Annotated in this window: 20 protein-coding genes; 5 read left to right on the top strand and 15 right to left on the bottom strand. The window is 44.3% G+C overall.

The annotated features are described in order from the left end of the window. Positions 1-5 precede the first annotated feature (5 nt). On the bottom strand, positions 6-1,814 hold the full coding sequence (locus VK541_RS23790; RefSeq protein ID WP_324373091.1) for a tetratricopeptide repeat protein: 1,809 nt from the start codon (positions 1,812-1,814) through the stop codon (positions 6-8). 234 nt (positions 1,815-2,048) lie between these two features. On the opposite strand from VK541_RS23790, the gene VK541_RS23785 reads away from it, so the two are divergent. From VK541_RS23785 to VK541_RS23775, 3 genes are read left to right on the top strand one after another with little or no spacing between them, the layout of a single operon-like run. Next, positions 2,049-3,941 (top strand): S9 family peptidase, encoded by a 1,893-nt coding sequence (locus VK541_RS23785; RefSeq protein WP_324373090.1) that lies wholly within the window; start codon positions 2,049-2,051, stop codon positions 3,939-3,941. A gap of 10 nt (positions 3,942-3,951) precedes the next feature. Continuing rightward, the gene (locus VK541_RS23780; RefSeq protein ID WP_324373089.1) at positions 3,952-5,619 is read left to right on the top strand and encodes a HAMP domain-containing sensor histidine kinase; all 1,668 of its coding nucleotides are present in this window, start codon (positions 3,952-3,954) and stop codon (positions 5,617-5,619) included. Between the two features lie 5 nt (positions 5,620-5,624). After that, entirely contained in the window at positions 5,625-6,314 is a 690-nt protein-coding gene (locus tag VK541_RS23775) for a response regulator transcription factor (RefSeq protein ID WP_324373088.1), read from the top strand. Positions 6,315-6,322: 8 nt separating this feature from the next. Here VK541_RS23775 and VK541_RS23770 read toward each other — a convergent pair whose 3' ends face one another. The 9 genes from VK541_RS23770 to VK541_RS23730 all read right to left on the bottom strand — a co-directional run bounded on the left by VK541_RS23770 (position 6,323) and on the right by VK541_RS23730 (position 14,175). Beyond that, positions 6,323-7,219 carry a hypothetical protein gene (locus VK541_RS23770; RefSeq protein ID WP_324373087.1) on the bottom strand — a complete coding sequence of 299 codons (897 nt, stop codon included), beginning with the start codon at positions 7,217-7,219 and terminating at the stop codon, positions 6,323-6,325. A gap of 16 nt (positions 7,220-7,235) precedes the next feature. After that, the gene (locus tag VK541_RS23765; RefSeq protein ID WP_324373086.1) at positions 7,236-8,507 is read right to left on the bottom strand and encodes a metallophosphoesterase; all 1,272 of its coding nucleotides are present in this window, start codon (positions 8,505-8,507) and stop codon (positions 7,236-7,238) included. Between the two features lie 7 nt (positions 8,508-8,514). Next, entirely contained in the window at positions 8,515-10,011 is a 1,497-nt protein-coding gene (locus VK541_RS23760; RefSeq protein WP_324373085.1) for a sigma 54-interacting transcriptional regulator, read from the bottom strand. Between the two features lie 71 nt (positions 10,012-10,082). Next, entirely contained in the window at positions 10,083-11,177 is a 1,095-nt protein-coding gene (locus VK541_RS23755) for a vWA domain-containing protein (RefSeq protein WP_324373084.1), read from the bottom strand. A gap of 77 nt (positions 11,178-11,254) precedes the next feature. Beyond that, positions 11,255-12,136: a cupin-like domain-containing protein gene (locus VK541_RS23750; RefSeq protein WP_324373082.1), complete on the bottom strand. Its 882-nt coding sequence runs from the start codon at positions 12,134-12,136 to the stop codon at positions 11,255-11,257. A gap of 139 nt (positions 12,137-12,275) precedes the next feature. Further along, positions 12,276-12,434, bottom strand: a complete 159-nt coding sequence (locus VK541_RS23745) for a helix-turn-helix domain-containing protein (protein WP_324373116.1) — start codon at positions 12,432-12,434, stop codon at positions 12,276-12,278. Between the two features lie 121 nt (positions 12,435-12,555). Next, the gene (locus tag VK541_RS23740) at positions 12,556-13,236 is read right to left on the bottom strand and encodes a hypothetical protein (protein WP_324373081.1); all 681 of its coding nucleotides are present in this window, start codon (positions 13,234-13,236) and stop codon (positions 12,556-12,558) included. A 108-nt stretch (positions 13,237-13,344) separates the two neighbouring features. Then, positions 13,345-13,566 (bottom strand): hypothetical protein, encoded by a 222-nt coding sequence (locus VK541_RS23735; protein WP_324373079.1) that lies wholly within the window; start codon positions 13,564-13,566, stop codon positions 13,345-13,347. Between the two features lie 57 nt (positions 13,567-13,623). Further along, positions 13,624-14,175: a fasciclin domain-containing protein gene (locus VK541_RS23730; protein ID WP_324373078.1), complete on the bottom strand. Its 552-nt coding sequence runs from the start codon at positions 14,173-14,175 to the stop codon at positions 13,624-13,626. A gap of 215 nt (positions 14,176-14,390) precedes the next feature. On the opposite strand from VK541_RS23730, the gene VK541_RS23725 reads away from it, so the two are divergent. Further along, the gene (locus VK541_RS23725) at positions 14,391-15,719 is read left to right on the top strand and encodes a putative sensor domain DACNV-containing protein (RefSeq protein ID WP_324373077.1); all 1,329 of its coding nucleotides are present in this window, start codon (positions 14,391-14,393) and stop codon (positions 15,717-15,719) included. A 2-nt stretch (positions 15,720-15,721) separates the two neighbouring features. Here the strand turns inward: VK541_RS23725 and VK541_RS23720 are convergent, their stop codons facing one another. From VK541_RS23720 to VK541_RS23700, 5 genes are all read right to left on the bottom strand, one after another. Beyond that, positions 15,722-18,493, bottom strand: coding sequence for a glycoside hydrolase family 2 protein (locus VK541_RS23720; protein ID WP_324373076.1), 2,772 nt, complete (start codon positions 18,491-18,493; stop codon positions 15,722-15,724). A gap of 64 nt (positions 18,494-18,557) precedes the next feature. Further along, positions 18,558-19,544 (bottom strand): hypothetical protein, encoded by a 987-nt coding sequence (locus VK541_RS23715; protein ID WP_324373075.1) that lies wholly within the window; start codon positions 19,542-19,544, stop codon positions 18,558-18,560. A 7-nt stretch (positions 19,545-19,551) separates the two neighbouring features. After that, on the bottom strand, positions 19,552-20,679 hold the full coding sequence (locus VK541_RS23710) for an aldose epimerase family protein (RefSeq protein WP_324373074.1): 1,128 nt from the start codon (positions 20,677-20,679) through the stop codon (positions 19,552-19,554). A 21-nt stretch (positions 20,680-20,700) separates the two neighbouring features. Beyond that, on the bottom strand, positions 20,701-22,968 hold the full coding sequence (locus VK541_RS23705; protein ID WP_324373073.1) for a hypothetical protein: 2,268 nt from the start codon (positions 22,966-22,968) through the stop codon (positions 20,701-20,703). A gap of 18 nt (positions 22,969-22,986) precedes the next feature. Further along, positions 22,987-24,123, bottom strand: coding sequence for a glycoside hydrolase family 76 protein (locus tag VK541_RS23700; protein ID WP_324373072.1), 1,137 nt, complete (start codon positions 24,121-24,123; stop codon positions 22,987-22,989). A 204-nt stretch (positions 24,124-24,327) separates the two neighbouring features. Here VK541_RS23700 and VK541_RS23695 point away from each other — a divergent pair. Next, positions 24,328-25,420 (top strand): DUF1800 family protein (locus tag VK541_RS23695; protein ID WP_324373071.1); only part of this gene is annotated, 1,093 nt, incomplete at its 3' end.

Here is a 25,420-nt window from a genome sequence, read left to right as displayed (position 1 = left end):
ATGAACTATGTACCAATAATATCCCCGCGAAGTTTTCTAAAGCGCTTGCGCGCCTCTGTGGTAAACATACTGCCCGGATGGTCATTGATCAGCTTCTGATAGAGCGTCTTGGCTTGTTCGGTATCCTTGATGTTCTTTTCATAAAGCTCAGCCAGCGCAAACAAAGCATCATCGGCCCATATGCTGCTGCTTTCCTGCGCTGTAAGCGTCGTTAAGGCCTTGACTGCATTGGTGATGTCCTTGTCTTTGATGTATATCCTTGATTTTGTCATCAGGACATCGTCAGTAAGGCTATTGGCCGGGAATGCTATACTGATACTATCCAGTTTGGCCAATGCTTTTAATGGAAGGTTTCTGAATTCGAGCATCTCTGCATCAGCATACATTTTAAGTGCGCTGCTGTCTGTAGCAGACTGCAGGTTATCAGAAATGAGCAGGCTCAGGTTAAGCGCATCATTGGCGATAAGCTGAGAAGTGGAGGCCTTCAGGACATCGGCCTGGGACTTGGCATAGGAGAAGTTGCCCTGGTAGAAAGATAGTTTTGCTGACCTGTAGTGTGCCTCATTACCGATAGGCTGTGCTTCGAACTGTTTGGCTACCTGTTCATAGATCAGAAACGCTTCCCAGGGCTGCCGGGTCAAGATATAGATGTCGCCAAGATCCAGTTTGATCTGGCCGATATCAGCAGCGGCAATGCCCTGGATCGCCAGGGCACTTTCCAGTTCCTTTTCAGCCTTATCCAGGTCACCGATATAATAGGCCTGGAGGTTTGCCAGTTTTTTTAAGGCGAATACTGTTTGGGGGGTCTTTCCATATTCCTGCAGCAGGGATTCATATTGGGCCGCGAGATCTGCTATGGCTTTCTTATCGAACTGTCCGGATAGCGCGAGCTGGTACCTGGCATCGATCATCTCTATCTTGGCGGGCAAAAAATATACGTTGTCCTGACCTTTTCCGACCAGGTACTCATAGGCTTTAATGGCTGTTGTGTAGGCTTTGTTGGCTATAAAGCTATTGGCTGCATTAAAAAGGATGCCGCCGTCATCCTTGATCCTTTTGTCCTGGGCAATGAGTTGTCTTAGGGCCATTTCGTACTCCTGCTGCTGCAGGTACTGCCAAATGAGGAGCCTGGTATAGATTTCAGCCTGCGGATCCTTTTGGATCTTTTTTAGCAGGGCGGCCTGTAAGATCTGATAATCAGTGTTGTCTTCAAATATACTCGACAATACACTCTCGGCCTGCGGCAATAATTCCGGCATAGCGGCCAATGCACTAACATATTCCTGAACGAGCATATTCTTGTCCTTTTTAAACCGGTATATCGTTAGCAGCTCATAAGTGAATATTTTTTCGCTGTTTAATATTTTTCTGCCCTGCAGGAACGTGGTAATGGCAAGATCGTAAGCCTGAAACCCATAAAAGAGATTGGCCAGTTCCCGCACTTTAAATTCATCCGCAGGCACATTGTTTATGGTTTCCATATACATTTTTGTAGCGGCTTCAGTCTGCCCTTTTTCCTGGTAGACACGGGCAAGTGCCAGGGTGTAATGGAAATTTTTCGGGTTTTGCCTGATGAGCTTTTTAACGGCCTTTTCGGCATCATCCAGTTTTTTGAGTTTTACGAGTGAATTGTAATAAAAATCAAAATAAGTGTCACTTTTTGTACGGCTGAAAAGCTTTTCAAATAATACAGAAGCTTCCTGATACTGGCCTTGCTGGTAATATTGAAACGCAAGTGCGTCATCAACCTCATCCTGGGCCAGGCAAAGCAGATGAACGGTAAACAGTAAAATGGTCAGCACAAATTTCTTCATAGGAAGTTTCAAAGGAACTACTAAAATAACGATTTGAATCGTAATGTTTAACGTATTGCCCAAACATAAAATTTGAGCCCGTATTTTAAATGTTACTCAGATTATGTTTTCCTTTCTGATGAAATTTTCTAATTTAAGCTCAACTGACAGGCAAACGGGCTTTCGAGTAACAATGTTAGTGAATAATGTATATACATAAACAGTGTTGCGTAGTTTTGCAAACCAGAAGATGATATGACAGGAAGCAGAGCATTCTTACTATTCTTTTTATTGTGTTTTGCTTTTGCATGCAGACAGCAGGATAAGGTGAGGACTTTGCCTGTAGATGCTTTTTTTAAATCTCAGGATAAGATCGCTTACAGAATATCTCCTGATGGAAAGAACTTGTCATACCTCAAACTGGAGGGCAAAAATCAGAACCTTTACATTGAAAATATTGCAACAGGTCAGGATAAGCGCATTACAACGCTGAAGGATAAAAACATTAGCTTTTATTTTTGGGCAAGTAAGAACGAGCTGATTTATTATAAAGAATTTGATGCTGGCAAACAGCGTTCGGATCTGTTTATAATTGACAAGGACGGCACCAATGAGCGGCAGCTCACCAACAATGAAAAAAACAAGGTAAAGGTTCTGGAGGACCAGTTGATCGATGATAAATATCTGCTCATCTCTTCGAATAAAAGAGACTCCACGGTATTTGATGTCTACCGGCTTAACGTGCGCAACGGGCTTACTGAAATGGCGGCCAAAAACCCGGGAAATATTACAGACTGGATCACTGATCCGGAAGGAAAATTAAGACTGGCGACCAGCAGCGACGGGGTAAATCAGACCTTGCTGTACCGGGAAAATGAATCACAGCAATTTAAGCCAGTGCTGACCAATAATTTTAAAACTACTTTCAGACCGATCGCTTTTTCACATGAGCGATCCAATGTCGTTTATGCCATTTCTAATATCAACCGCGACAAATGCGCATTGGTCCAGGTAGACTGCAACACCGGTAAGGAAATCAAAATCCTGTTTGGTAACGATACTTTAAATATCACGGATGCCCAGTATTCCAGGAAGAAGAACCAGATGTCGTTTGTCGTTTACGAAACCTGGAAAAAAGAGAAACATTACCTGGATGATTCTATAAAACTGCTGTATAATGATCTTGATAAATTATTGCCAAAGACCGAAACACGCATTATCGACAAGGACAGGGCGGAGACCGTTTATATAGTAAGAACCTTTACTGACCGTAATCCGGGGTCTTATTATTTATATTTTCAAAACACAGGAAAGCTGAGAAAGTTAAGTGACTTTAACTCTGCAATCAGAGAAGAAGAAATGTGTGAAATGAAGCCTGTTACCTATACTGCCAGTGACAGTGTGAGCATACACGGATACCTCACACTTCCGCTGTATAAGAAGGCTCAGAACCTTCCCGTTGTCGTGTTGCCGCATAATGGTCCGGGCGGCAGGGATCTTTGGGGATATAATCCTGAAGTCCAGTTTTTAGCAAACCGGGGCTATGCGGTTTTCCAGGTAAACTACCGCGGATCATCGGGCTATGGAAAAGCTTTTGCGGCATCAGGATTTAAGCAATGGGGCTGTAAGATCCAGCACGACATTACTGATGGTGTAAAATGGCTGATCAGCAAGAAAATTGCCGACCCCAAACGAATAGCGATATACGGAACAGGTTTTGGAGGACATGTTGCGCTGAACGGAGTAGTTGCAGGCAAGGGAAATTATGCTTGTGCCGCATCAAACTCCGGAGTGATCAATTTGTTTACCTATCTTAAATCCATTCCGCCGTATTTGAAGCCAAACCTTCAGATGTTTTATGAGATCATCGGAAATCCGCTGACAGATGTGGACCGGATGAAACAATCCTCTCCGCTGTTTCAAACAGACAAAATAAATGCCCCTGTATTTGTGGCCCAGGATATTAAGGACCCAAATATTAATATCGGGGAGACCATACAATTCGTTAAGAATCTGCAGAAGCGTGAGGTAAAAGTAACTTACCTGGAGAACGAGGGGAATCCCTTTTTCGGTAAAAGTGATGAAAACAGGCAAAAATTTTATACTGCACTGGAGCAATTTTTAGAAGTTAATCTCAAAAAGAAGTAAATCCGGAGTAATGTCTTCAGACAAAAAGAGCGGTTACCGTAAGAATTTTTCACTGATCATTACCTTCATCATCCTGATGTCGGTATTGTTTATTTTATCGCTTGCTCTGGCCTACCGCTTCAGTACCAAATTTATAGAAAATGAATTTGTATCTGAAAAGGTAAACGTACTCGAAAAGAGCATTAAACCCTATAATGACTTCTTTCAAAAGAAATTGCCCGAGGTGTCTTTTTATAATGGATACCTGGACTCCGCAACGGCGTCAAACTTTGTGGACACCGTTTTACTGGAATACCCTTTTGTGTCGAAGGTAATTTTCTATGATTCAGAAGTGCGGAATACCCCGGTCAGTGACGGCCTGAATATTGGGAAATTTTCTTTCGGGCCTAAAAGTATATATCAATTTGGCACTCTGGTGCCAACGGATTCGGTGTCCTTGTTTTCAAGAAATGACACCAGGAATTTTATCGCCGGGGACGATTTTAATACGCTGGCACTGAAACTGGTGACATTTATTGAAAGTCTGGATACAGGCCGGGTACCCGGCCAGGATGAACTGTTTAGTAATTTCAGTGTTGTCCGCTCTAATAAGATCACTTATTTGAACATCCCAAGAATAGAAGACCTGAAAATGTACAAGGCCATGATGCGGAAAGAGCTGAAGTCTCAGCCGGTTTACCAGCAGGACATGATGTCGTTCCATCTGGACCCTTATAAGATCAGGATCATCAATTCCAGACCGTTACTGTATCAGTACATCAAGATTGAACCGCTGACTTACGATCCTTTAGATACTTCATCAGCTTACCTCACCACGGAGATTACTCTGCCCGGCCCCTTTTCAGACTACAAGCTTTATTTTATCTCCTCTAAATCTTTTATAGACAAGGAGATCTTAAGCTATTTTTTGCCGATCGCTTTAGGAATACTTGGGTTTTACAGTATTGTGGTACTGGTGGCCTTTCTGATCTATCGTAACCTGAACATCAATCACAAGATGTTTAAGCTGCAATATGATTTTATGAACAACCTTACCCATGAATTTAAAACACCGGTAAGTGTGATCAAGATTGCAGGGAATAACATTAAAAGCGCAACTACGCTGTCACAAAAAGAACTGAACCTCTATGGCAAGATACTGGATGAGGAAGCTGATAAGCTGAACGGGCTGATGAATAAATTGCTTGCTTTCACCCAGATTGAAAATAAAGCAATAGAGCTGAACCAGGATGAAGTAAATATTGATGATTTTATTGTAAGTACAATAGAATCTCACAAGCTAAAACATCCTGATTTTGATTTTACTTATGAGGTTTCGGGTTTTACCAGTTTTATAACCGATCCGGTATTGTTAGGGAGCTTGTTTGATAACCTGGCAGAAAATGCTTACAAGTATTCTCCCCCGGACCGGAAGAAACTGCACATTAGTGCCAGGCTGATCAAAGGTAAAGTGGTATTCAGGTTTACCGATCACGGAATAGGCATTCCTGCATCAGAAATTAATAATATATTTAAGAAGTTTTTCCGCATACAGAACCAATATAACCAAAATGGAAGCGTAGGGCTGGGTTTGGCTTTCTGTAAGGAACTGGTTAACTTTATGGATGGAGAGATCACCGTAAAGAGCAGGGTTGACAAAGGAACGGAATTTAAAATTGTACTACCACATAATGATTAATAGATATGGCAAAGGGAATTAAAATACTGATAGTTGAAGATGATGAAAACCTGCGATTTTTAGTAGTACACCGTTTAAAGGCAGAAGAATATAATGTTCTGGAAGTTGGCGACGGAGAAGCTGCCGAAAAAATCATATTGACTGAGAAACCTGACATTGTGCTGCTGGACTGGATGCTTCCGGGCAAACAGGGCTCTGAAGTTTGTCAAGAGGTCCGTAAACAGGGTTTTGAAAACCTGATCATCATGATGACCGCCAAGGCACAGGATATAGACAAGATCGATGCTTATAATTTTGGCGTCTCTGATTATGTAACCAAGCCATTTAACATGGATGTTCTTGTAGCCATGCTGGATAGCAAGGTGAAGTTCCTGCTGAACAATGACCGGTCCGAAGTACACCGTTTTGGCAACATGGAGCATCATCCGAATATTCATACTTTATTCAGGAATGGAAAGAAAATAGAGCTTACGATACTGGAGAACAGGATTTTGCTTTATTTCCTCAGAAATCCAAATAAGGTGATCAATCGTGATGAGCTGATGCTCGTGGTTTGGGGATACAATTCAGATGTGAATACCAGGACACTGGATATGCATATTGTAAGGCTGCGCAAAAAGATAGAGTTAAATCCGGATAATCCTCAGCTGCTGCAAACAGTCAGGGGTGTTGGGTACCGGTTCAATCCTTCTTAGGTGAGGGACTATATTAATGCCGAAATATAGCTGAACAGGATCAGCACGAGGTATTGAAGCAGCATGGTACCGTCGAGATAGCCGAAATAATAGTATTCATTTTTTTTGATGCCGGACTTAAATATGAGCCAGCCGGTAAGCACCAATGTCAATCCAAGTCCTATGGCATCCGGATAAGTCACCTGGTTGAACAGCAGAAGCAATACCAGGTATCCTGCGAGCAAAAACTGGCAGAAAATATAGGCCTTGCGCTCGCCCAGCATAACAGGGATGGTTTTAAGTGCATAAAGTTTATCCTGGAACAGGTCCCTGATGTCAAAAGGCACGGTGATGGCAGCGATAAATAAAAATCGCTTGGCCACCAGCAGCAGCGTCTCGGCAGAAGATATATTGATATGGTAGTTTCGTTCCAGCTCGACGATGGGCAATAATACGCAGCTGACAGACCATACCAGTGCAATCAGAAAAAGTTTAATGCCGGGAATGTTTCTAAGCCCTATTTTTTGCTGATTGAGCGTTAAAAAAGGAACATTGTAGCCTACAGCCATAAGTCCCGTAAAGATCATCAGCAGCTTTGATTCTATACTGAGGTACCACAAGCCCAGCGGAATGATGCACAATATGGAGATGAGTGTTATAGAGATGATCAGCCGGTGATGTGAAAAGATCCACCTTACCCTGGCATATGGAGAACTGCCGGGATCCTTGGGCTTGGCCAGAAGCATGCTGAAATTGTAAAGCCCGATAGTGGAAAAGAAAAGAAAAGCCAGGACGTATTTATCTGCCGGCACGTGTAAAAGGTGATAGGTAATCAGGCCCTGCGCTACTGCACAAATGGCAATAAAAAGATTGCTGAAAAGCAGGAAATCAAGAATGGAAAGAAAGATCCTTTTTATCATCTGCATGAAGCCGGGAGATTGGTTATGCCCGCGTCAGTTCAAATATCGTTATTTCCGGTAAAATTCCAACTCTTCCAGGGTAACCTAGAAAACCGTAACCAACATTCACGTACAATTGCTGCTGCTGCTCCCGGTATAATCCTGCCCATTCTTTATAAATGTATTGTATCGGGCTCCACTGAAAGGACTCGGTTTTCACTCCAAACTGCATTCCGTGTGTGTGTCCGCTAAACATGGCGTCGATTTGCGGATATTTTTCCAGTACCTCTCCCCGCCAGTGTGAGGGGTCATGAGAAAGCAGCAGTTTAACGGGAAGATCATCTGTGTCCTTCACGGCCAGTTCCATTTTGCCGTATTTGGGAAAACGGCCCATGCCCCAGTTTTCTATACCCAGGATACCGATCTCTTCACCGCTGACCTTTAACCGTCTGTGTGCATTCATTAACAGGTCCCAGCCCATTAATTTGTGAGTCTTCATGACATCCTGCAGGTTTTTGACTTTAGCGGGTGAAGATTCTCTGCCAAAATAATAATCACCATAGTCATGGTTGCCAAGTGTAGAGTAGACACCCAGAGGAGCACGCACTTTGCTGAATATATCCTGATAATCCCGCATTTCAGAGGCCACGCTGTTTACAAGATCACCGGTAAAGATGATGACGTCGGGTTTCTCTGCCAATAAAAGTTCAATCCCGCCGCGGACGGCTCTCGGATTATAGAAACTCCCTGAATGAATATCTGATAGCTGCGCAAGCTTCAAGCCTTCAAATGCCTTTGGAAGATTTGGCAATATCAGTGGCTTTCGTATCACTTTATAATCGTACGCTCCTGATGCAATGCCCCAGGTCAGTGAGGTCAGGGGGACGGCAGCAGTAATGAGGCCGGCTTTAATAATAAAAGACGAGCGGCTTATGGGCTCTCCGGCAGCAACTATGGCTTCCGGCCTGCTTATCGGGGATTCCTTTCGTTTATATGTTTTCTTTAACCTGATCACGAGCCGCCGCAGGTCGTCTGCAAGCAGAAAGGGCAGCATCACCAGTTTACAGGCAGCGGTCAAGAAAAAAGCCACAAGTATGATCGATCGCAAAGAAAGATAGAAGATCGGAATGGTTACAAAAATGGAGATAAAAACGCCAAATATTAAAAAATAGTTGTATCCCCACCACAAGGCGGCAAACCATTTTTTGGTTGTGGGTTTCCAGTTTTTAAATACATTGAGAATTGCCTTGAAGCAATAATAGTCAAATGCGAAAAGGAAAGCACAAAGCACTAAAAGTAAGGTTAGTCTGCCCATTTATAGGTTATTTAAAGTCAATGTCGTCATCCTCATCCTCAAATTCACCGGCATTAAACAGGCTGTCAAACATGTCAGAAAAACCGAAACCTCCATTGAGGAAATTTTTGTTCAGCTGAGAATATTCTGCAAGTCCATGGAGTACAAATTCCATCAGCAGCAGTGTTTGGTTTTCGCTAAGCTTAGGATGGAATTTTTTGACAAGTTCATGGAGGCCGGTGACCTGCGTCAGGGCTTTTTTGTATTGGGCTATGGTAAGGGCGTCTGAAATGTCCAGTGTGTTCCCTTCTGTAAACCACTCGGTAACCGATGTGTAAGGATTGGCCGTTTTACTTTTCTTTGCTTTTTCCGGATCAGGAAAAAACCGGGAAAACAAAGTTTTAACGGCTTTGCCGATCAGTGTATTTGCTACCTTGGCTGGTCCTTCCAGCTCGCCTTCGTAAACCAGCTCAATTTTACCCGTGATCGCCGGAATGATCCCGGCAAGATCGGCCATGCGTACAAAAGTATCTTTCTCCCTGTTGATCAGCATTCTGCGCTCAGCGGTACTGATGAGGTTTTCATAAGCAGAGATGGTCAAACGTGCCGATACACCGGATTTTTGGTCTATAAACTCGCTTTTACGAGCCTCAAAAGCCACCTGTTCCACCAGGTCTTTTACCAACCCGTCTACCTCTATCAGCTTTTGTTCTTCCGTCAGCTTTGCTTCCTGAAACGTGATCTTCCTGGAAATGCCAATTGTTTTAGGGTAATGGGTGAGGATCTGGCTTTCTATGCGGTCTTTCAGGGGTGTAACAATTGAGCCCCTGTTGGTATAGTCTTCCGGATTGGCGGTAAACACAAACTGCACATCGAGCGGTAACCTCAGTTTGAAGCCCCGGATCTGTATGTCTTTTTCCTGCAGCATATTGAACAATGCGACCTGTATGCGGGCTTGTAAATCGGGAAGCTCGTTAATGACAAAGATACTGCGGTGTGCCCTTGGGATTAGTCCGAAATGGATCACACGCTCATCATTGTAGGTTAATTTCAGGGTTGCTGCTTTTATGGGATCCACATCGCCGATCAAGTCCGCTACAGTAACGTCGGGCGTCGCCAGCTTCTCGGTATACCTTTCAGATCTGTGCTGCCAGCTGATTGGGGTATTGTCACCATGGATGTGAATTTCGTGTTTTCCATACCACGATATAGGCTTCAGGGGATCGTCGAAAATCTCACTTCCGCTTACATACGGTATGTATTCATCCAGCAGGTTTACCATCAGGCGGGCGATACGGGTTTTAGCCTGACCCCTTAAGCCCAGCAGCAGGATATTGTGGCGCGACAATATAGCCGTTTGCAATTCCGGGATTACGGTTTCATCGTAGCCCAATATACCTTCAAACCCAGCCTCTTTATTTTGAAGCTGTGTGATGAGATTTTTGCGGAGTTCGTCTTTTACAGATAGTGATTTATAGTTAGTGGCTTTGAGTTGGCCGAGGGTTGTTATGTTGTTGTAGTCCATTCAGTTTTTTTAATTAAATTATTTTTCAACCTGTCGTTCCTCCTCGCAATGACGACAGAGTTTATTAGTCATTACCTTACGGTTTTCCTTCTGTTCTTAATGTAATCTTCAAATATATATTCTCCAAGTCCTGTTAGCGAACTGTAAAAAGCCCGACCTCCATTAACCCGGGTAAATTCCCGCACAAATTCCTGCAGGTACGGGTCTTTAGCGATCATAAAGGTAGTTATCGGAATATTGAGCCGCTTGCACTGGGCAGCCATATTTAACGTTTTGCTAATTACCTTCCTGTCCAGCCCCATGCTGTTTTTATAATAGCGGCCGTTTTCCTTAAGGCAGGTCGGCTTGCCATCAGTGATCATAAAGATCTGTTTGTTGTGCGTTTTACGGCGGCGCAGCAGATCGGCGGCCAGCTCCAGTCCGGCAAAAGTATTGGTATGGTAAGGGCCAACCTGTAAATAAGGAAGATCTTTTATGGTAATGGGCCACGCGTCATTACCAAACACCACGATATCCAGCGTATCTTTAGGATATTGTGTTTTGATCAGTTCTGCCAAAGCCATTGCTGTTTTTTTTGCCGGGGTGATGCGGTCTTCGCCGTAAAGGATCATGGAGTGTGATATGTCGATCATCAGCACTGTAGAGGTCAAGGTCTTATAATCTTTTTCCTCCACTTCCAGGTCGCGTTCTGTAAGGGTAAAATTACCTATCCCGTGATTGATCTGCGCATTTTGTATAGAAGCGGTCATGTCTATCTGATCCAGGCTGTCCCCAAAGGCAAACTCTCTTCTGTCCGCATTCTTTTCCTCCCCGATACCCGAGATATTGCTGTTGTGATTTCCCTTCCCGGCTTTTTTGAGCTTACCGAAAATCTCTTCCAATGCAGATTTACGGATCGTCTGCTCTGTTTTTGCAGTGATTTTCAGGTTTCCACTGCCGTCTTCATTGAGATAACCCTTTTCTTTGAGCTCATCAATAAAGTCACCCATGCCATACTCATTGTTGGTGAATTTGTACTTCTTGTCCAGCTCATTCATCCATGATAGAGCCTCAGCGGCATCACCAGCAGTGTAATTGAGCAGTTGTGTGAATAATTTCAGCAGTTCGTCAAACCCGCCTTTGGGCAGGTCATCAGGCGTAAAATCAGAAAAATGGAACCCTCTCATAGCTACCTTAATAAACGATTTACCGAAGGTAAAAGTTTGCGGGTTGACTAATGTTATCCACTTGTAAAAATAGCGGACTATTTAGGGCTGCCGTGTGCCAGCGCTCTTTCTGCTCTTTTCACGGCAAGTTTTTCTCTCCATTTGGCATAAGGAGCTTTGAAAACCATTTTCAGCATACTGTCCAGACCGCCTTTGATGGCCAGGTTAAGTACACTTTGCGCTTTTCTGGTTATTGAAGCATCCCATGCCCTGAGGCTGAGTGAAAATGATCCGTCCAGGTATTTCATCCAGTGCCACATTCCGGTGGGCATGAATAGCGTATCTCCGTGTTCCAGGAACACCTCGTATCCTTCAACGCCTTTTAAAGCAGGGAATTTTTCAAAGTCAGGATTTGCTACATCATAATCTTCCAGGGCATAAGTTGCATTGGGGATACAGTATAGTCTTTTTTTCCATTTGTTGTCAAAAAGGATGATGTGCTTTCTTCCTCCAAAGTGCGTATGAAAAAGATGAGGAAGGTCGATGTCGTAATGTAAAAACGTTACGGAATTGGAACCGCCAAAGAACATTGCGGGCATACTTTCAATAAAACCACCCATCAGGTCTTTAGGAATTACAATATCGTTGATCAGGTCCGGATGATGTTTAAAAAGGTTAAAAAAGAAAATACGCAGTTCTGTAGGCTCTCTTTTTATCAGGTCAAGATAATCTCCAAATTTCATTTCTGCAACCGAGGCATTGATCGGTTTAGAGGGATCGGCTTTGGAGTTGTCCATCAGGCTAACGGTGATGTCGCCGCCGATCTGTTTTAAATAATCGGTGTTCCATTTTTCTCTCGCCGGCCATGATTTGGTCAGTCCTTTAATGATCAGCGGACGTCTGGCATCCAGGTAGTTTTTTTTAAAATCAGCAGGGCTGATGCTCTCTACGGTATCTACCGGCTTTAAAATAAAGCTCATAATTTATAAAGAATAAGATACCTGCGAACGGCTAAATGCCAGCTGACCGACCTTATGTTAAGACAAACATATAAAATTTCCGTATCACCATAACCTCAATGTTAATTTTTAACACAATTTAGCGCAGGAATGGCGGAGATTAATACCTGTAGGAGTCGGTCGCTACTTTCAGAAATTCATTCCGGTATTGATTTGGCTGTTTCTCCATTACTGTCTTAAACTGTTTGTTAAAATTTGAAAGCGTCTGGAAGCCACATTCGTAACCGATCTGGTCAATGTTCATATTTCCTTCTTTCAGAGTTCTGATGAGCTTGCTATAGAAGGCCTTGCATTCTATAAAAAGATGTTTTCGATATCATAATGAAAACAAGCGAGGCGGGTGATGAGGTAAGCGCAAGACTGTATTTGCGAACTGTGGATTAACGGTTGTAGATTTTTACAGCATTTTTTACTTTTTTATTGGCAATAGGAATGCTGATCAACATACCGGGGAAGCCGATCATGCCAGCTGTAAAAGCAATTGTTGAAACGCTGCTGTTGGCATCACGGGTTAGAACGGCCGTTCCCGTACCTCCAATGGCAGCAATTGTCATGACCCACGCAAGGGTTCTGTAGATGCGTGCCGCGTTGGCCTTGCGATAGGCGGGAGGATTGTCTTTTGTAAGTTCCATCAGGGTCTTGCTGTCAAGACCAAAGACCTTATCGCCGGGCTTTTGCAGGAAAAGATCTATGCTAGGGCTTGAGGTCATTCTTGATGTACTGGTATTAAAAGTTGTCTGATAGCCACCAAAGGCTGACAATACCCTTAACTTGCCATATACGACTGTATTGTACCAGTCGCCGTTTTGCTGAACGTAAAAATCTTTTTTTCTTTTTACAGCACTGACTTCGGTTTTTTGATAGACCACCTGATCTGCAATAATTTCATCTCTTTTTACTTCGATGGTCTGTGCCTTTATGGTGTCGTTCTTGTTCGTAACTACATAATTGGAGGTCTTATCCGGCAGGCCTTGTGTATGAAAATGGATTCCGCAGGAAGACAGGAATAGCAAGGCGGCGCATGCCTTAAACAGGCCGCAGGGAGCGTTAAATCTGATCATTTTTATGAGTGTTTTGTCCCTATATAGACAAATCGTGACCTAAAATACTAATTACGCTGATATTTGCCAATTCCTGCTGAATTTTACATTGTTTTTGCGGGCTTTCAATTAACGGGGCATTTGTCTTTCCAGTGCCCTGTCCGCCCTTCTTACTGCCAGCTGCTCTTTCCAGTTCATGTATTTTTCCTTAAAACGCGCTTTCATAAAGTCATCAAATTTGCGCTGTAAAGTCAGGTTGTAGAGGCTCTTGGCCTTAACTGTCCAGGATTTGTCCCAGGCCCGCAAACTGATGGAAAAGGAACCGTCAACAAAAGCCAGTTTAACCGGCACAAAAAAACCGGTGTACCTAAAAGATGCACCGGTCAATCTATTGCCCCCCCGAATAAATTAGTTTGGCATCAATACCGTGTCAATCACATGTATCACGCCATTTTTTTGGTTAACATTGGCTATGGTCACCGTAGCGGTTCCACCTTTTTCATCTTTCAGCATGAGCCTGCTTCCTTCCATCCATGCCCAAAGTTTCCCACCGCTTACCGTGCTCAGTTCCGCTTTTCCTTTACCCATTTTGATGGCCTTGGCTATGTCATTGGCGTTCATTTTCCCGGCTATAACATGGTAGGTTAAGATTTTAGTCAGCATAGCTTTGTTTTCTGGTTTCAGTACAGATTCCACGGTCCCGGCAGGAAGTTTATCAAATGCTGCATTTGTCGGCGCGAAAACCGTAAATGGCCCCGCTGATTTTAAAGTTTCTACAAGGCCGGCAGCTTTTACCGCGGCTACGAGGGTAGTATGATCCTTAGAGTTTACCGCATTGTCTACAATGTCTTTGGTCGCATACATTTCTGCTCCGCCAACCATCGGATTTTTTTGAGCGTAAACCTGAGTTGTACATGCCATAGCTACTAAGGCAACGACTGATAAAATTAAGTTTTTCATGTTCTTTTAGTTTTCTTTTTAAAGGTCATGAAGCTTGCATAAATGCAGGTTTCATAGATAGATGTATTTTGTTTTTCACAGTCAGATACGAAGAATAAAATACAGCAGATGTTGCCCGCAGGAAAATGCGTAGATGTTTGAGTTGTAGATGATACGCGGACGCTTTGAATAGTTAAATTTTAATTGGTCATTTGTGTTACCTAAAAAACCAGAATATGGTAAAACACTTTACTCCGGAAGACCTGGCTTCTTTCGTTCATACTGAACTTCAGCGATCTAAAATAAAGGAAGTAAAACCCTCAGAGTCGATCCTAAAAGAACTTTTCAATACGCTATATTACACTAGTCTTCAAACCGAAGAGGGGCAATTTATAAAAGTGACAGTGACACTTTTTGACCATGCGGATTTTGAAAACAAAGACCTGTCAAAACATGACAATCCGGGTTTTTTTGCGTTTGATCCTAAGATTGAATTTTCAATAAAAAACCTGGTTAAGCTGTCTAAAGCTGCAGATCCATGGAGTTCAAGCCTTTCGGTGTATTACGATGACAGCGAAAAGCTCTTCATCTATGGAATGATAGATCAGACGATCCATTACCAGAGCTACCTGAATTATGAAGAAGAGGAAAAACCCCTGTATCCGGGAATTATCCAGGCAATGATCAACGGGATTGGCATATTGAATGTGATGCTCGATTATCATCCGATCGCAACTTTAAACCAGCATTCGCTGGTGAAACTGTACCCAAATGTCTTTGAATATGGACCCGTTTCGGAGTTCATCAGTGAAAATGCCGCATATAAAAAAGCATTTATTGAAAAGAAAGTAGGGCATAGCCTTACTGCAGAAGACGCAGAGATCTATAACGAAATTATTTTTGAATATGTGATCCAGGCGATCAGCAGAATTCTTTTGAGAATAAAAAACTATAGCCACGGTGGAGCAATCCTGATCACAAAAAACTTTAACGCCGATCTGACCACCAAGTACCATCTTGAATATGACCGGATCCAGTCAGCAATATTGCACACCCTGACCAGTGTGACCGACAATGACCTTCTGCTGAACGAGATAAAGTCCTATAAGAAGAAAGCAAAGGATATCCCCGCTGTACTTCACGATGAATATAAAGAAAATGAGCTCGACATCGATAACAGTTACAATGAAATGATCGGGGCGGTGCGCTTTGTTTCTTCTTTGAGCTGTGTGGACGGTCTGGTACTAATGTCTCCCCATTTGGAGGTAAAAGGCTTTGGTGCTGTGATCAATGAAAAAGAACTCCCGGAATATATCGCTGTCAGCAAATCTTCAAAACCATCTGCCCAACGGCTTAAGATTGACCCCAAACATTTTGGGACCAGGCATCAGTCCATGTTTTCTTATTGTCTGAAACACCCTGACAGTCTTGGGTTTGTCGTGTCTCAGGACGGGGAGATCAGGGCGATTAAGAATGTAGAAGGAGAGGTCATGATGTGGGAAAACATCAAAGTTTACCAATTTGAAAGAAGTAACAAAATCCCTAAGCTGCCACCGAGAAAGTAGGCCTATTTATTACCGCTGAAGTCAAACCACAGTGTTCCGTTGATCTGTCCCCCGTTGTGATGGCCCTTCTGACTTTGAGGTCCCATCTGGCTTGCGCCCTGGAATTTGGTGCCGATAGGGCTGATCGAATTTAAAAAACCAATGCTGCCTTCCGGGAACGCCGGTTCTACATTGTTATTTTTCAGCGCATCCTTTTCTCTGGCAGGGCGCAGCATTTGCAGGTACATGTTCTTATCGGGAGTATAGACTGTAAAGGATGATTCCTTGTTCTCGATCACCACCCAGTTGACTTCTGCATGATAGCCTTTAAACTCAGGATATTCAAAAGTTTCTCCGGTAATGGTGTTGTTGTAGGCCTTATGCCAAACTCCAAATTGCTGTCCTTTTAGTCTGTTTTGCCAAACACGGAAAGGTCCACGGCCAAGCCATTTCATCCCTGTGATTTTTTCTTCGGGGTAGTTAAAAGTAATGCCGGTAAAATCAGCATCACCTTGCTGGCTATGCTGGTATTCCAGTTTAACCGGTTGCCCGGGGGCGAAGGTCCATTTTAGATGCAGAGCACCCGCACCCTGGTAATCGGCTTCGACCACATATTGTCCTTTTGCCGCTTTATGGCTGAACTCTTTAAGCGCGGTACTTACGCCCGCCAGTACCGGCCCCCCGGATAGTGAGATGGTGCCGGATGGTTTGACTACTTTTTGGATATAGCCTGTGGCCTTGTCGAAATAGTAATTTATCCCATCGCCTTTTACAATAAAGGATTGATCTGTTTCTTCAGTTTTGATCCCGGATTTAACTGTTTTAGCAGATGGGGCGTTGATTTTTTTAGCAATCGCAGCTGGTGCAGTAATGGCCCAGCTCCAGGTAAATATTTCTTTCTTGTCGGGTCCGTATGCAGTCAGGTACAAGGCATCGTTTTTTGACCATAATGAGGGCAGGCTTAATTTTATCACGCCCTTTTCTCCCGGTTTAAGACCAGGTGCTGCGGGTGTTCCTGTTGCCGCTACAGTAGCCGCAGTAGTTTTGGCTTGTGCCGATGGAAATTTTACCAGTTTCCATTTGAATGTGCATTGGTTTAAATTGGTGAAGGAATACCGGTTCTCCACGGCGATCTCTCCCTTAAAATTTCCATCAATGGGTTTGGGGTCAATATAAACGGGCGACCAGATCTCTTTTATGGTGTAATAACTCGCTTCCTTTTCACGGTGCGGACCAACGATCCCGTCGGCTCCATGATTGCCGTCAGAATCATAGGCCCCGTTTTTATCTGTGCGTATCACTGCCTCGTCTATGAAGGCCCAGATAAACCCGCCCGCTGCATGGGGGTGCTTCATCATCAGGCTCCAGAAATCGTCAAGCGCAGCACCTGCGCCGCCATCATACAGCCCGTGCATAAATTCCGTGGGAAAGAAAACCTCCTGGCCGGTGGCCACAGTCTTTTCGATAGCTTTATAATCCTGATAATGCTTGGTGTCGGTGCCATTAAACTTCTCCCAGGGATGGATTACCGTCCTTTTTTGCGGATCATATAAGGCATAGTCGTTATCCAGTTCTGTATTCCAGCCGCCTTCATTGCCATTGTCCCAAAATACAACTGAAGGGTGGTTCACGTCACGTACTACCAGTTCCTTCACCAGTTTATGACCTACCTCACTGTCATATTTTGCCTGCCAGCCGGTTAACTCATCCAGAACATACAAACCCAGAGAATCACATACATCCAGAAAATCAGCATCCGGCGGGTAGTGCGACATACGCACAGCGTTCATGTTCATTTCTTTCATGAGCCGGACATCCATCAAATGGATCTTGTGGCTCAGCGTCCTGCCGCTTTCCGGCCAGAAGCTGTGGCGGTTACTGCCCTTCATGATTACCTTTGCATCATTTACATAAAAGCCATCATTCAAACGCAGTTCTACCGTACGGAAGCCAAATGTATGCTTCATTTGATGTATGGTGCCCTGCTCGTCTTTTATAGTCACTGCAACCTGGTATAAATTAGGGAATTCCGCGCTCCACAACTGCGGATTTGTAAAGTTATTTTTCAGTTCAAGATGATCTAAGCTGGCATCTGCCTTAACAGAAAAAGGCTTGCCCACATTTTCCCCGTTCAGCTTCTGTACCTGGGCTTCGATCCGCTCATCACCTTTTAAATTTTTGGCATAGACATCCAGTTGAAAAGAGCCATCCGCTTTGGCATTTACAGCTGTCCGCTCTATGAAGGTATTGGGAACAACCTCCAGATAGACAGGTCTGAAAATGCCGCCAAATACCCAAAAATCGCTCTTGCGCTCCGCAGTATTGACAGAGGTATTGGTGGACATTTTTGATACAGTGACTTCCAGCAGGTTTTTGCCATTTGGCTTGATCAGGCCGGTGATGTCGTATTTAAAACGGTAAAAACTCCCCTGATGTACAGGGCCTGCCTCTTTGCCATTGATCATTACCTTTGTGTCGGTCATCGAGCCTTCAAATACAATGAACACTTTTTTGTTTGTCCAGTTTTCTGAAAGGAACTCGTGTTTGTAAAGACCCTGTTCGCTTGCCTTGTCTTTGTCGTGACCATAATTATACGCGCCAAAACCCTGCAGTTCCCAATTGGAGGGAACAGGTATTTTTGTCCATTCACCACTTTTTCTGCCAGCTGTACAGTAAAAATCCCATTGTACAGTATGGTCTTTGTCCGTTCCTGACAGGTATTTAATAATGGTTCCTTGTGAAAATGAACTGAAGCAGATCAGCGAGAATAACAATTGCAGTAATATTTTTTTCATTGGGATCGATTTTGTATTGGGTAATCAAACGGTGAGGGATGGTTTCTGCTTCTAATTTAGAGAATTACTTGATATCACCAAACCGAACTTTTTCAGTGATGCCGTTGGGGTCATTGAGCAGCTGGAAGGTTGTCGACGGTCCGAGATTTACAGGATCGGTCCATGCCCTTAGCGCCCATACAATTTTCTTGTCCTGTGTAACTTCTACCGCCTGTACCGGAAGGTTGTTGAGGTCAAGTCTGCCGTCCCACTGATTAAACCAGTTATTGATCAGGGTGTTTCCGTTTGGAAGACGCATGGCCAGCTGGGGCGATGACAATTTATAATCCGGTACTTCATCGAGCAGGTATTCCCAAACCGTATCTCCCCCGCGGGTCATTTCTTTTACAAATCTTTGATTGCTCGTGACCAGCATATTGCCGTTTTTTAAAGGTACGGCCGACCAGACACTGGGAACCTCAAGGGACAGAAGCTCTTTTCCATTGACATCGTATTCACAAACCCTGCCCAGATCCATATGTGCAACCAACAGCGTGCCTGCTGCGGTTAGCCTTGCGTGTCTGATCTGACCGTGGGTACCGCTTTTAAAGGGTATTGTGAATTCTTTTGCAATCTTGTCGGTCTTGATGTTTATCACAAATACTTTTGCCGGATTACCATTCTGCACAAACACAACATGATCATTTCCTATCGGCTGGGCAGTATGCGTTTCAAAGCCCTCAGGAGTATTATATTTCCATAGAACTTTCTTATCACTGTTGATTAACGTAATGCCATATTGGTGTGCAAACAGGATATTGCCGTTGGTCATCAGCACAGCGTCGCTGATTTCGCCTCTGCCTGTCGTATCAATGTAAGACCAGGCGATTTTGCCATCCCGTACGATGTACATATTGCGGGCTTTGGCTTCACCGGCATAAAAGAAGTCAAATTGCTTAAGGCCCTTCCCGGGCAATATTTTAGGGGCAAATGGCACAGCAGACATTGTCTGAGCTGCTAATTGCCTGCTCATGCTCAGAAGCACGAAGATAAATGCGATTTTATATTTCATAATGCTTTCAATTTCTTACCGAAAACCTGAAGATCGTCTGTGATCTAAAGGTTTCCCCCGGCCTTAAAACCGTAGAGGGAAATGATGGTTGATTGGGAGAATTGGGGTAATGCTGGGTTTCCAGACAAAATGCCGCATATTTGACGGAGGGTTTCTGCCTTCTGCCAATTATGCCCGGGTTCAGGTGATTACCGGTATAAAATACCAATCCCGGTTCCGTGGTGAACGCTTCCAATACCCTTCCGCTGAGCGGCTCATAAGCCTGCGCAGCCAGTTTCAATTTGCCGCTTTGATTGCGCAGCACATAAGTCAGGTCGTAGCCATTACCAATTTTTAAAGCAGGATGCTCTTCAGCAATCCGCTTGCCTATTGGCTGGGCTGCCGTAAAATCAAGCGGCGTTCCTTTCAAACCGGGTATATTCCCGGTAGGTATATTGTTTTTGTCGGCTTCCAGGTACTGATCGGCCACAATGCGGAGTTCCGTATCCGCAACGGTTTCCGCTTTGCCTCCGGAAAGGTTAAAATAGCTGTGATTGGTGAGGTTGACGTGGGTTGTTTTATCCGTCGTAGCCGTATAATCAATTTTTAGTTCATTTCGATTGGTCAGCGTATAGGTGATGCTCACGCTCAAATTGCCGGGAAAACCCTCTTCCCCGTCTTTGCTGAAATAATTCATTTTCAAGGCCACTTCTTTGTTCCTGGTAATTTCCTCTACCTTCCAGATCTTCTTGTCAAAGCCCTGTCTGCCGCCATGGATGTTGGAAGTCAGTTTGTACTCCCGGCCGTCAAGTATAAATTTGCCGCCGGCAATACGGTTGGCCACCCTGCCCACCACAGCTCCCATCAGGGCATTCTGTCTGCCGGTGTACGCACTAAGCGAATCAAAACCAAAAACAACGCTGCCCATATTGCCGTTTTTGTCGGCTGTGATGATGTCAGTAATGCTGGCCCCGTAGCTGATCACCTTAACCTGCATGCCATTGCTGCTGGTCAGGGTGTACTGGTAAACCTGCTGTCCGGCCGTTTCGCCGAAAAGTTTTTTTGAGATGCGGGGTTTAACTGATGCCCCGCCAGCAAAACTGATCATTAAAAGACTGGTGAGCAATAAAAAAGTACCTCTGTTTATCTTGTTCATCACTGATTTATCATTAGTTAATTACCACTCCAGCCTAACCCTGATCCCGTCCGGAAGATTCTCAAAACTCAGGAAGCTGGTCTTGCCTGCGCTGTCCCATGAACTTTTGAGCAGGGCAACGGTATTGCCGCTCTCAACAGTCAGGCTAATCTTTTTGGGTTCAGCGGGGAGGTGGATACGCATGGCATTGGTGGTATTGAGCGGACTTTTAACAACGAAGGAGTAGCTTTTCCCGGTTCGCTTTTCATCATAGACCCTTGCAGCTGTTGCCAGCACCTGTGGTGTCCCCGGGTTCAGGATCCGGTCCAGATTATACAGATAGCCCTGCTCGCCGGGTTGTACCTGTTTCTCATTGATGACCGGCAATTCGGGATCAAAAAGGTCGATGAATTTACCTTTAATGGTGTAGGGATCTTTGGTCACTCCTTCGTCCAGTACGGAAATGATCTCGTAGGCCCCCCTCGCCAGGTAAAAACTATTTTTGTACTCAATTTTTTGTCCAAAGGCTTGCTTGTACAGCTCTTCAACTTTTTCGCGCAGCACAAAATCCCTGTTGCTTTCGAGAACATACTCCTTCGGATCCATGCGGATGACACAGACCTGGCCTTTGCCAGCCTCATAAATGCCGTCTTTAGGATTTTGGCCAATGCCCAGTTTCTCAAACAGATCGTCTGCCGGGCATTTGTATTTCTTGCCACCCTTGTTCCACCACTCCTGTACGGTCTGAAAAGGATCATCATCACGGCCGGAGTACACAATGATTCCACCATTGCGCACCCATTTGACCAGGTGGTCGTGTGCTTTCTCTTCAAGCGGTTTCATATTGGAATAAGACATCAGCAGGATCCTGGTGTCATCAAAGGCTTTCTTAAAGCCTGTGTTTTCGATGTGGACGACATTGACCGGCACTCCTCTTTTGAGGAACGGCAGTGCTTCGCCAAAGAAATTAGAAAGCTGCGGATCCATCAGTTTTTGATTGGTGGGTACCCGGTGAAACATACCCGAGGTTTCATAAAAATTGGAGAAGTAAGGATTTGCCCAGGCCTTGCCGTCATCATGCGTCGGCAGGCGCTGGAACATCATCGAATTGCCCATAAGCACACTAATGCCTTGCGTACCCGATGTTTTATTGGGAGAGGTCTTCATGTCGTTCAATGAGTTGATCATTACCATCATTTGGGTAGAGTATGACCTGGGCATGCCCGCACGTTCATTGCTGGCCCTGCTTACAAAGTACTTGCCGTCAAAGATCCGGTCAGGCCAGGGCATGACCTCATAATTGTCGATGTCGGGAAAGAACAGTTCGGCAGTAAAGGTGGTCTGATAATTCTTTTTGTAATCGCTCCAGTCGCGGCGTGTATCCTCGACAGGATCGTTCTCGAAAAAAAGTTTCCGGTTGGTTGGTACAGTCATCGACCGCATGCAGCCATATTCGAGAAAGGCAGTTTCAAAGGTGCGTTCTTTGGCAATGCCATTGAAATAATTGGGTTCGCGTGCAGTGCCGGTCCAGGACTGTACAATATAACCATCCACGCAGTCTAATGAGGCAAGACTGGCCTCCGGGCTCACAATCTCCCACATGGCGTAGTTGATCAGTGAATGCGTGGGTACATAGCAGCGCACGTTCATTCCTTTACTTTTGCCGTATTCCTTCGCGTAGGTAAAAGACTCTTTTAGCGCACGGTAATAGAGAAAATATTTGAGTTTACTGGACAGGTACATGTTCTCCGCAGATTCGTGCTGCGGCCTCCAGTCAAAACCATAATAATCTTTCCATTCTTTTTTAAAGGCTGCGCTGTATCCGGCGCGCGACCAGTATTCCGGTTCTTCCAGGTAAATGGCATCGATCCCGTTGTCGATCACGCGCTTAATGATCTTCTCCTTAAAATATTTAAGGAAGTTGGCAGTTGGAACGATATACGGTGTGTTCTTGCCGTGCCAGATGGTATCGCCGTTCATCTCCACCTGAGCTTCGTCAAAGTGCTGTTTACCGTCCCATTTTCCTAAAAAATATTCCTGGTAACCGCCCCAGGCCATACCGGTCATAAACTGGGTGTTGTAACCTCTGTCACGCCAGGTTTGTGCGCGCTGTTCAAAGGTCATTCCGGGTCTGTCACCAGCCCCATAAACCATGGCCACGTCTGCCCGCAGATCTGTTGTCGGCTTCCATGGAGCAGAAGTCTGAAAGCTGGTCTTCTCTTTCTTGTCAGGCAGCTTTGTTTTGTTCTGCGTCCATCCGGCCGAAGCAGCAAGCAGCATTATTAAAAAGGCATAGGATAATTTCTTCATGTCTCCGTTATAAGATCATCAAATGTTCAGCTTATAACGGCTTTCCAGCCAGGCAAAACGGGCCAGTATTTCCAGCATTCCGCCATGTTCCACCAAATTTTGAACCCCCTTTTTGGCGTTGAACAAACCCTGGTCATTTTTCTCATTCGTCAATGCATGATCTAAAGCTTTTTTAAAGCCTATGATGTATTTAGTGTCCTTATTATGTTTTAGTAAGTGCTGATAACCTCTTAACAATACTGCGTTGAACCAATACCCATCCCTGAATTTGCCCTCACCGTAAAAGAAGGATAGCGAACTGTCAGCCATGGCATTGGCCGCATCCAGGTATTTTTTATCACCCGTGATCTCATATAAATAAACATTCGATTCCAGCATGGTTCCCGTATTGTAAGAGAATGTGGCTTTGCCCAAACTTCCGTCTTTTGTTCTGATGTTGTCATAAAATAAACCTGAAGGTGTCTGCAGTTTCGCATTCGTCCAGGTGAAAATCTTCAATGCCGTATCCAGGTACATCTTGTTTTTAGTGGCCTGGTACATTTGCAATGCGACCAATACTCCGGGCCCGTTGGAACAGGTGTTTTTGGAGCTTTTTGAACCCTCCACCCAATACATACCTCCGCCCAGCACCTGGTCATATCCGGACATCATGAAGTCGTACATCTCCTTACCCTTGGCGAAGTCGGATTTCTGTTTTTTTCTGGCGTAGGCATCCAGAGCCGTAATGCCGATCCACTGGTTATCGTCATAATACCGCTGACCGGGTTTCAGTTTCATGATGTAATCTGTATAGCCTCCTTTTGGCGGTGCCGGATCGTAATAATCTGCCATATTTTTGATGAGCGGCTCCATAAGCTTAGCTTTCGGATCGAGTTTTTCGATCTCGTTCGCTGCCTGGTATAAAGCACAGAGTGACCATAAATAAGTGTATTCCCGAAGGTAACCGTTCTTGTTCTCACGCTGTGCGGAATCTACAACAACGAAATAATAACCTGACGCTTTATCATAGAAATTCTTTTGAATAGCAGCCTGCAATGATTGCAGCTCATTCTTGTAAATGCCTTCCCCGGGTTTATTTTTCTTTTGTGCAGAAAGAAAAGTAGAGTAAGCCGTGAAAAACAGAAGAACAAGCAAAGCTTTCTTATTGATGGTCATAATTTAAAAATTTAGGTATTGATAATCTACTGCTAACTTATAAACTTTCAGCAGCAGATCAGGCATATCGTTTAAGAATTTTGTGTAAGAAGCTCTTTACAGTCTGGCATTTGACCGGTTTCAGAGAATAAATAAAGAGAAAATAATATTTGATTAATCTTTTTGGCGTTTCAGTTGTCATAAACATACAAACATTGAAATGCCATGAAGACCTCATTAAAAGTTATTTGTTCGTTCGTGTTCCTTTTTATTACGGCAATTTTGTTTTCATCTTTTCGAAATGAACATTCAGCAAAATTTGTTTTTCCATATAAACAGGCCGGTCTTACGGAACGACAGGCTGCTGCCCATTTACTAAGCAGGTTTACTTATGGTGCAAAAAGCGGCGATGTGGATGAGGTGGTTAAAACGGGTTTGGGGAAATGGTTTGAACGGCAGCTCGATGGCAATATAAAGGATGTACAGTTAAATCAGCTGCTCAGTAAATTCGAAGACATCAACCTGAGCAATGCTGAAGTTGAAGACAAATATCCAAGATCAGCAAAAGTGTTGAGAATGGCGATCAGCGATGGTTCAATCCATAAAGATTCAGTAAATAAAGGTGACAAGAAAGAATACCGGAAGCAGATTCAGGATTATATGGAGGTCAATGGATTAAAGCCCCAGCAGGAGCTTTACCGCCAGTTCATCAACCAGAAAATACTCAGGGCCGCGTATACCAATAATCAGCTGCATGAATTGCTGACCGATTTTTGGTTCAATCATTTCAATGTTTCCCTGACTAAGAATCAATGTGCATCATTCGTCCCCGCCTTCGAGCGGGATGTGATCAGGCCGAATGTGACCGGAAAGTTCAGTGACTTGTTGCTGGCCACAGCCAAATCACCAGCCATGTTGGTTTACCTGGATAATTTTAGCAGTTCAGGTACACCAGTAAGTATAGATATGAAAGCCGGCGAAATGGGCATGCAGGCTATGCAGGAGAAACCATTTCAGAGAAGACTGAAGAATAAAAGACTGCAGCAACTGGATTCCGGTATGCTGAACAAGGTCAAAAAACTGCAGGCAAATAAGAAGAAGGGCGGACTCAATGAGAACTACGCCCGTGAAGTGATGGAGCTGCACACTTTAGGTGTAGACGGTGGTTATACGCAAAATGATGTGACCCAGGCCGCCAGGGTACTTACCGGATGGACCCTGGCCCCAATGGGAGAGGACGGAGGTTACGGTGCCGGAATGAAAAAAATTGTGGAGAAAATCGGAGCAGATAATCTGCAGAAACGCGGGTTTGTAAGAG

Origin of the sequence: Pedobacter sp., assembly GCF_035317785.1 — a bacterium.
Classification (GTDB): domain Bacteria; phylum Bacteroidota; class Bacteroidia; order Sphingobacteriales; family Sphingobacteriaceae; genus Pedobacter.
This window is presented reverse-complemented; position numbering and strand designations above follow the sequence as displayed.

Excerpts from the sequence above, each read along its gene's own strand:
- VK541_RS23790 (WP_324373091.1), bottom strand. The coding sequence starts at position 1,814 with ATGAAGAAATTTGTGCTGACCATTTTACTGTTTACCGTTCATCTGCTT.
- VK541_RS23785 (WP_324373090.1), top strand. The coding sequence starts at position 2,049 with ATGACAGGAAGCAGAGCATTCTTACTATTCTTTTTATTGTGTTTTGCT.
- VK541_RS23780 (WP_324373089.1), top strand. The coding sequence starts at position 3,952 with ATGTCTTCAGACAAAAAGAGCGGTTACCGTAAGAATTTTTCACTGATC.
- VK541_RS23775 (WP_324373088.1), top strand. The coding sequence starts at position 5,625 with ATGGCAAAGGGAATTAAAATACTGATAGTTGAAGATGATGAAAACCTG.
- VK541_RS23770 (WP_324373087.1), bottom strand. The coding sequence starts at position 7,219 with ATGCAGATGATAAAAAGGATCTTTCTTTCCATTCTTGATTTCCTGCTT.
- VK541_RS23765 (WP_324373086.1), bottom strand. The coding sequence starts at position 8,507 with ATGGGCAGACTAACCTTACTTTTAGTGCTTTGTGCTTTCCTTTTCGCA.
- VK541_RS23760 (WP_324373085.1), bottom strand. The coding sequence starts at position 10,011 with ATGGACTACAACAACATAACAACCCTCGGCCAACTCAAAGCCACTAAC.
- VK541_RS23755 (WP_324373084.1), bottom strand. The coding sequence starts at position 11,177 with ATGAGAGGGTTCCATTTTTCTGATTTTACGCCTGATGACCTGCCCAAA.
- VK541_RS23750 (WP_324373082.1), bottom strand. The coding sequence starts at position 12,136 with ATGAGCTTTATTTTAAAGCCGGTAGATACCGTAGAGAGCATCAGCCCT.
- VK541_RS23740 (WP_324373081.1), bottom strand. The coding sequence starts at position 13,236 with ATGATCAGATTTAACGCTCCCTGCGGCCTGTTTAAGGCATGCGCCGCC.
- VK541_RS23730 (WP_324373078.1), bottom strand. The coding sequence starts at position 14,175 with ATGAAAAACTTAATTTTATCAGTCGTTGCCTTAGTAGCTATGGCATGT.
- VK541_RS23725 (WP_324373077.1), top strand. The coding sequence starts at position 14,391 with ATGGTAAAACACTTTACTCCGGAAGACCTGGCTTCTTTCGTTCATACT.
- VK541_RS23720 (WP_324373076.1), bottom strand. The coding sequence starts at position 18,493 with ATGAAAAAAATATTACTGCAATTGTTATTCTCGCTGATCTGCTTCAGT.
- VK541_RS23715 (WP_324373075.1), bottom strand. The coding sequence starts at position 19,544 with ATGAAATATAAAATCGCATTTATCTTCGTGCTTCTGAGCATGAGCAGG.
- VK541_RS23710 (WP_324373074.1), bottom strand. The coding sequence starts at position 20,679 with ATGAACAAGATAAACAGAGGTACTTTTTTATTGCTCACCAGTCTTTTA.
- VK541_RS23705 (WP_324373073.1), bottom strand. The coding sequence starts at position 22,968 with ATGAAGAAATTATCCTATGCCTTTTTAATAATGCTGCTTGCTGCTTCG.
- VK541_RS23700 (WP_324373072.1), bottom strand. The coding sequence starts at position 24,123 with ATGACCATCAATAAGAAAGCTTTGCTTGTTCTTCTGTTTTTCACGGCT.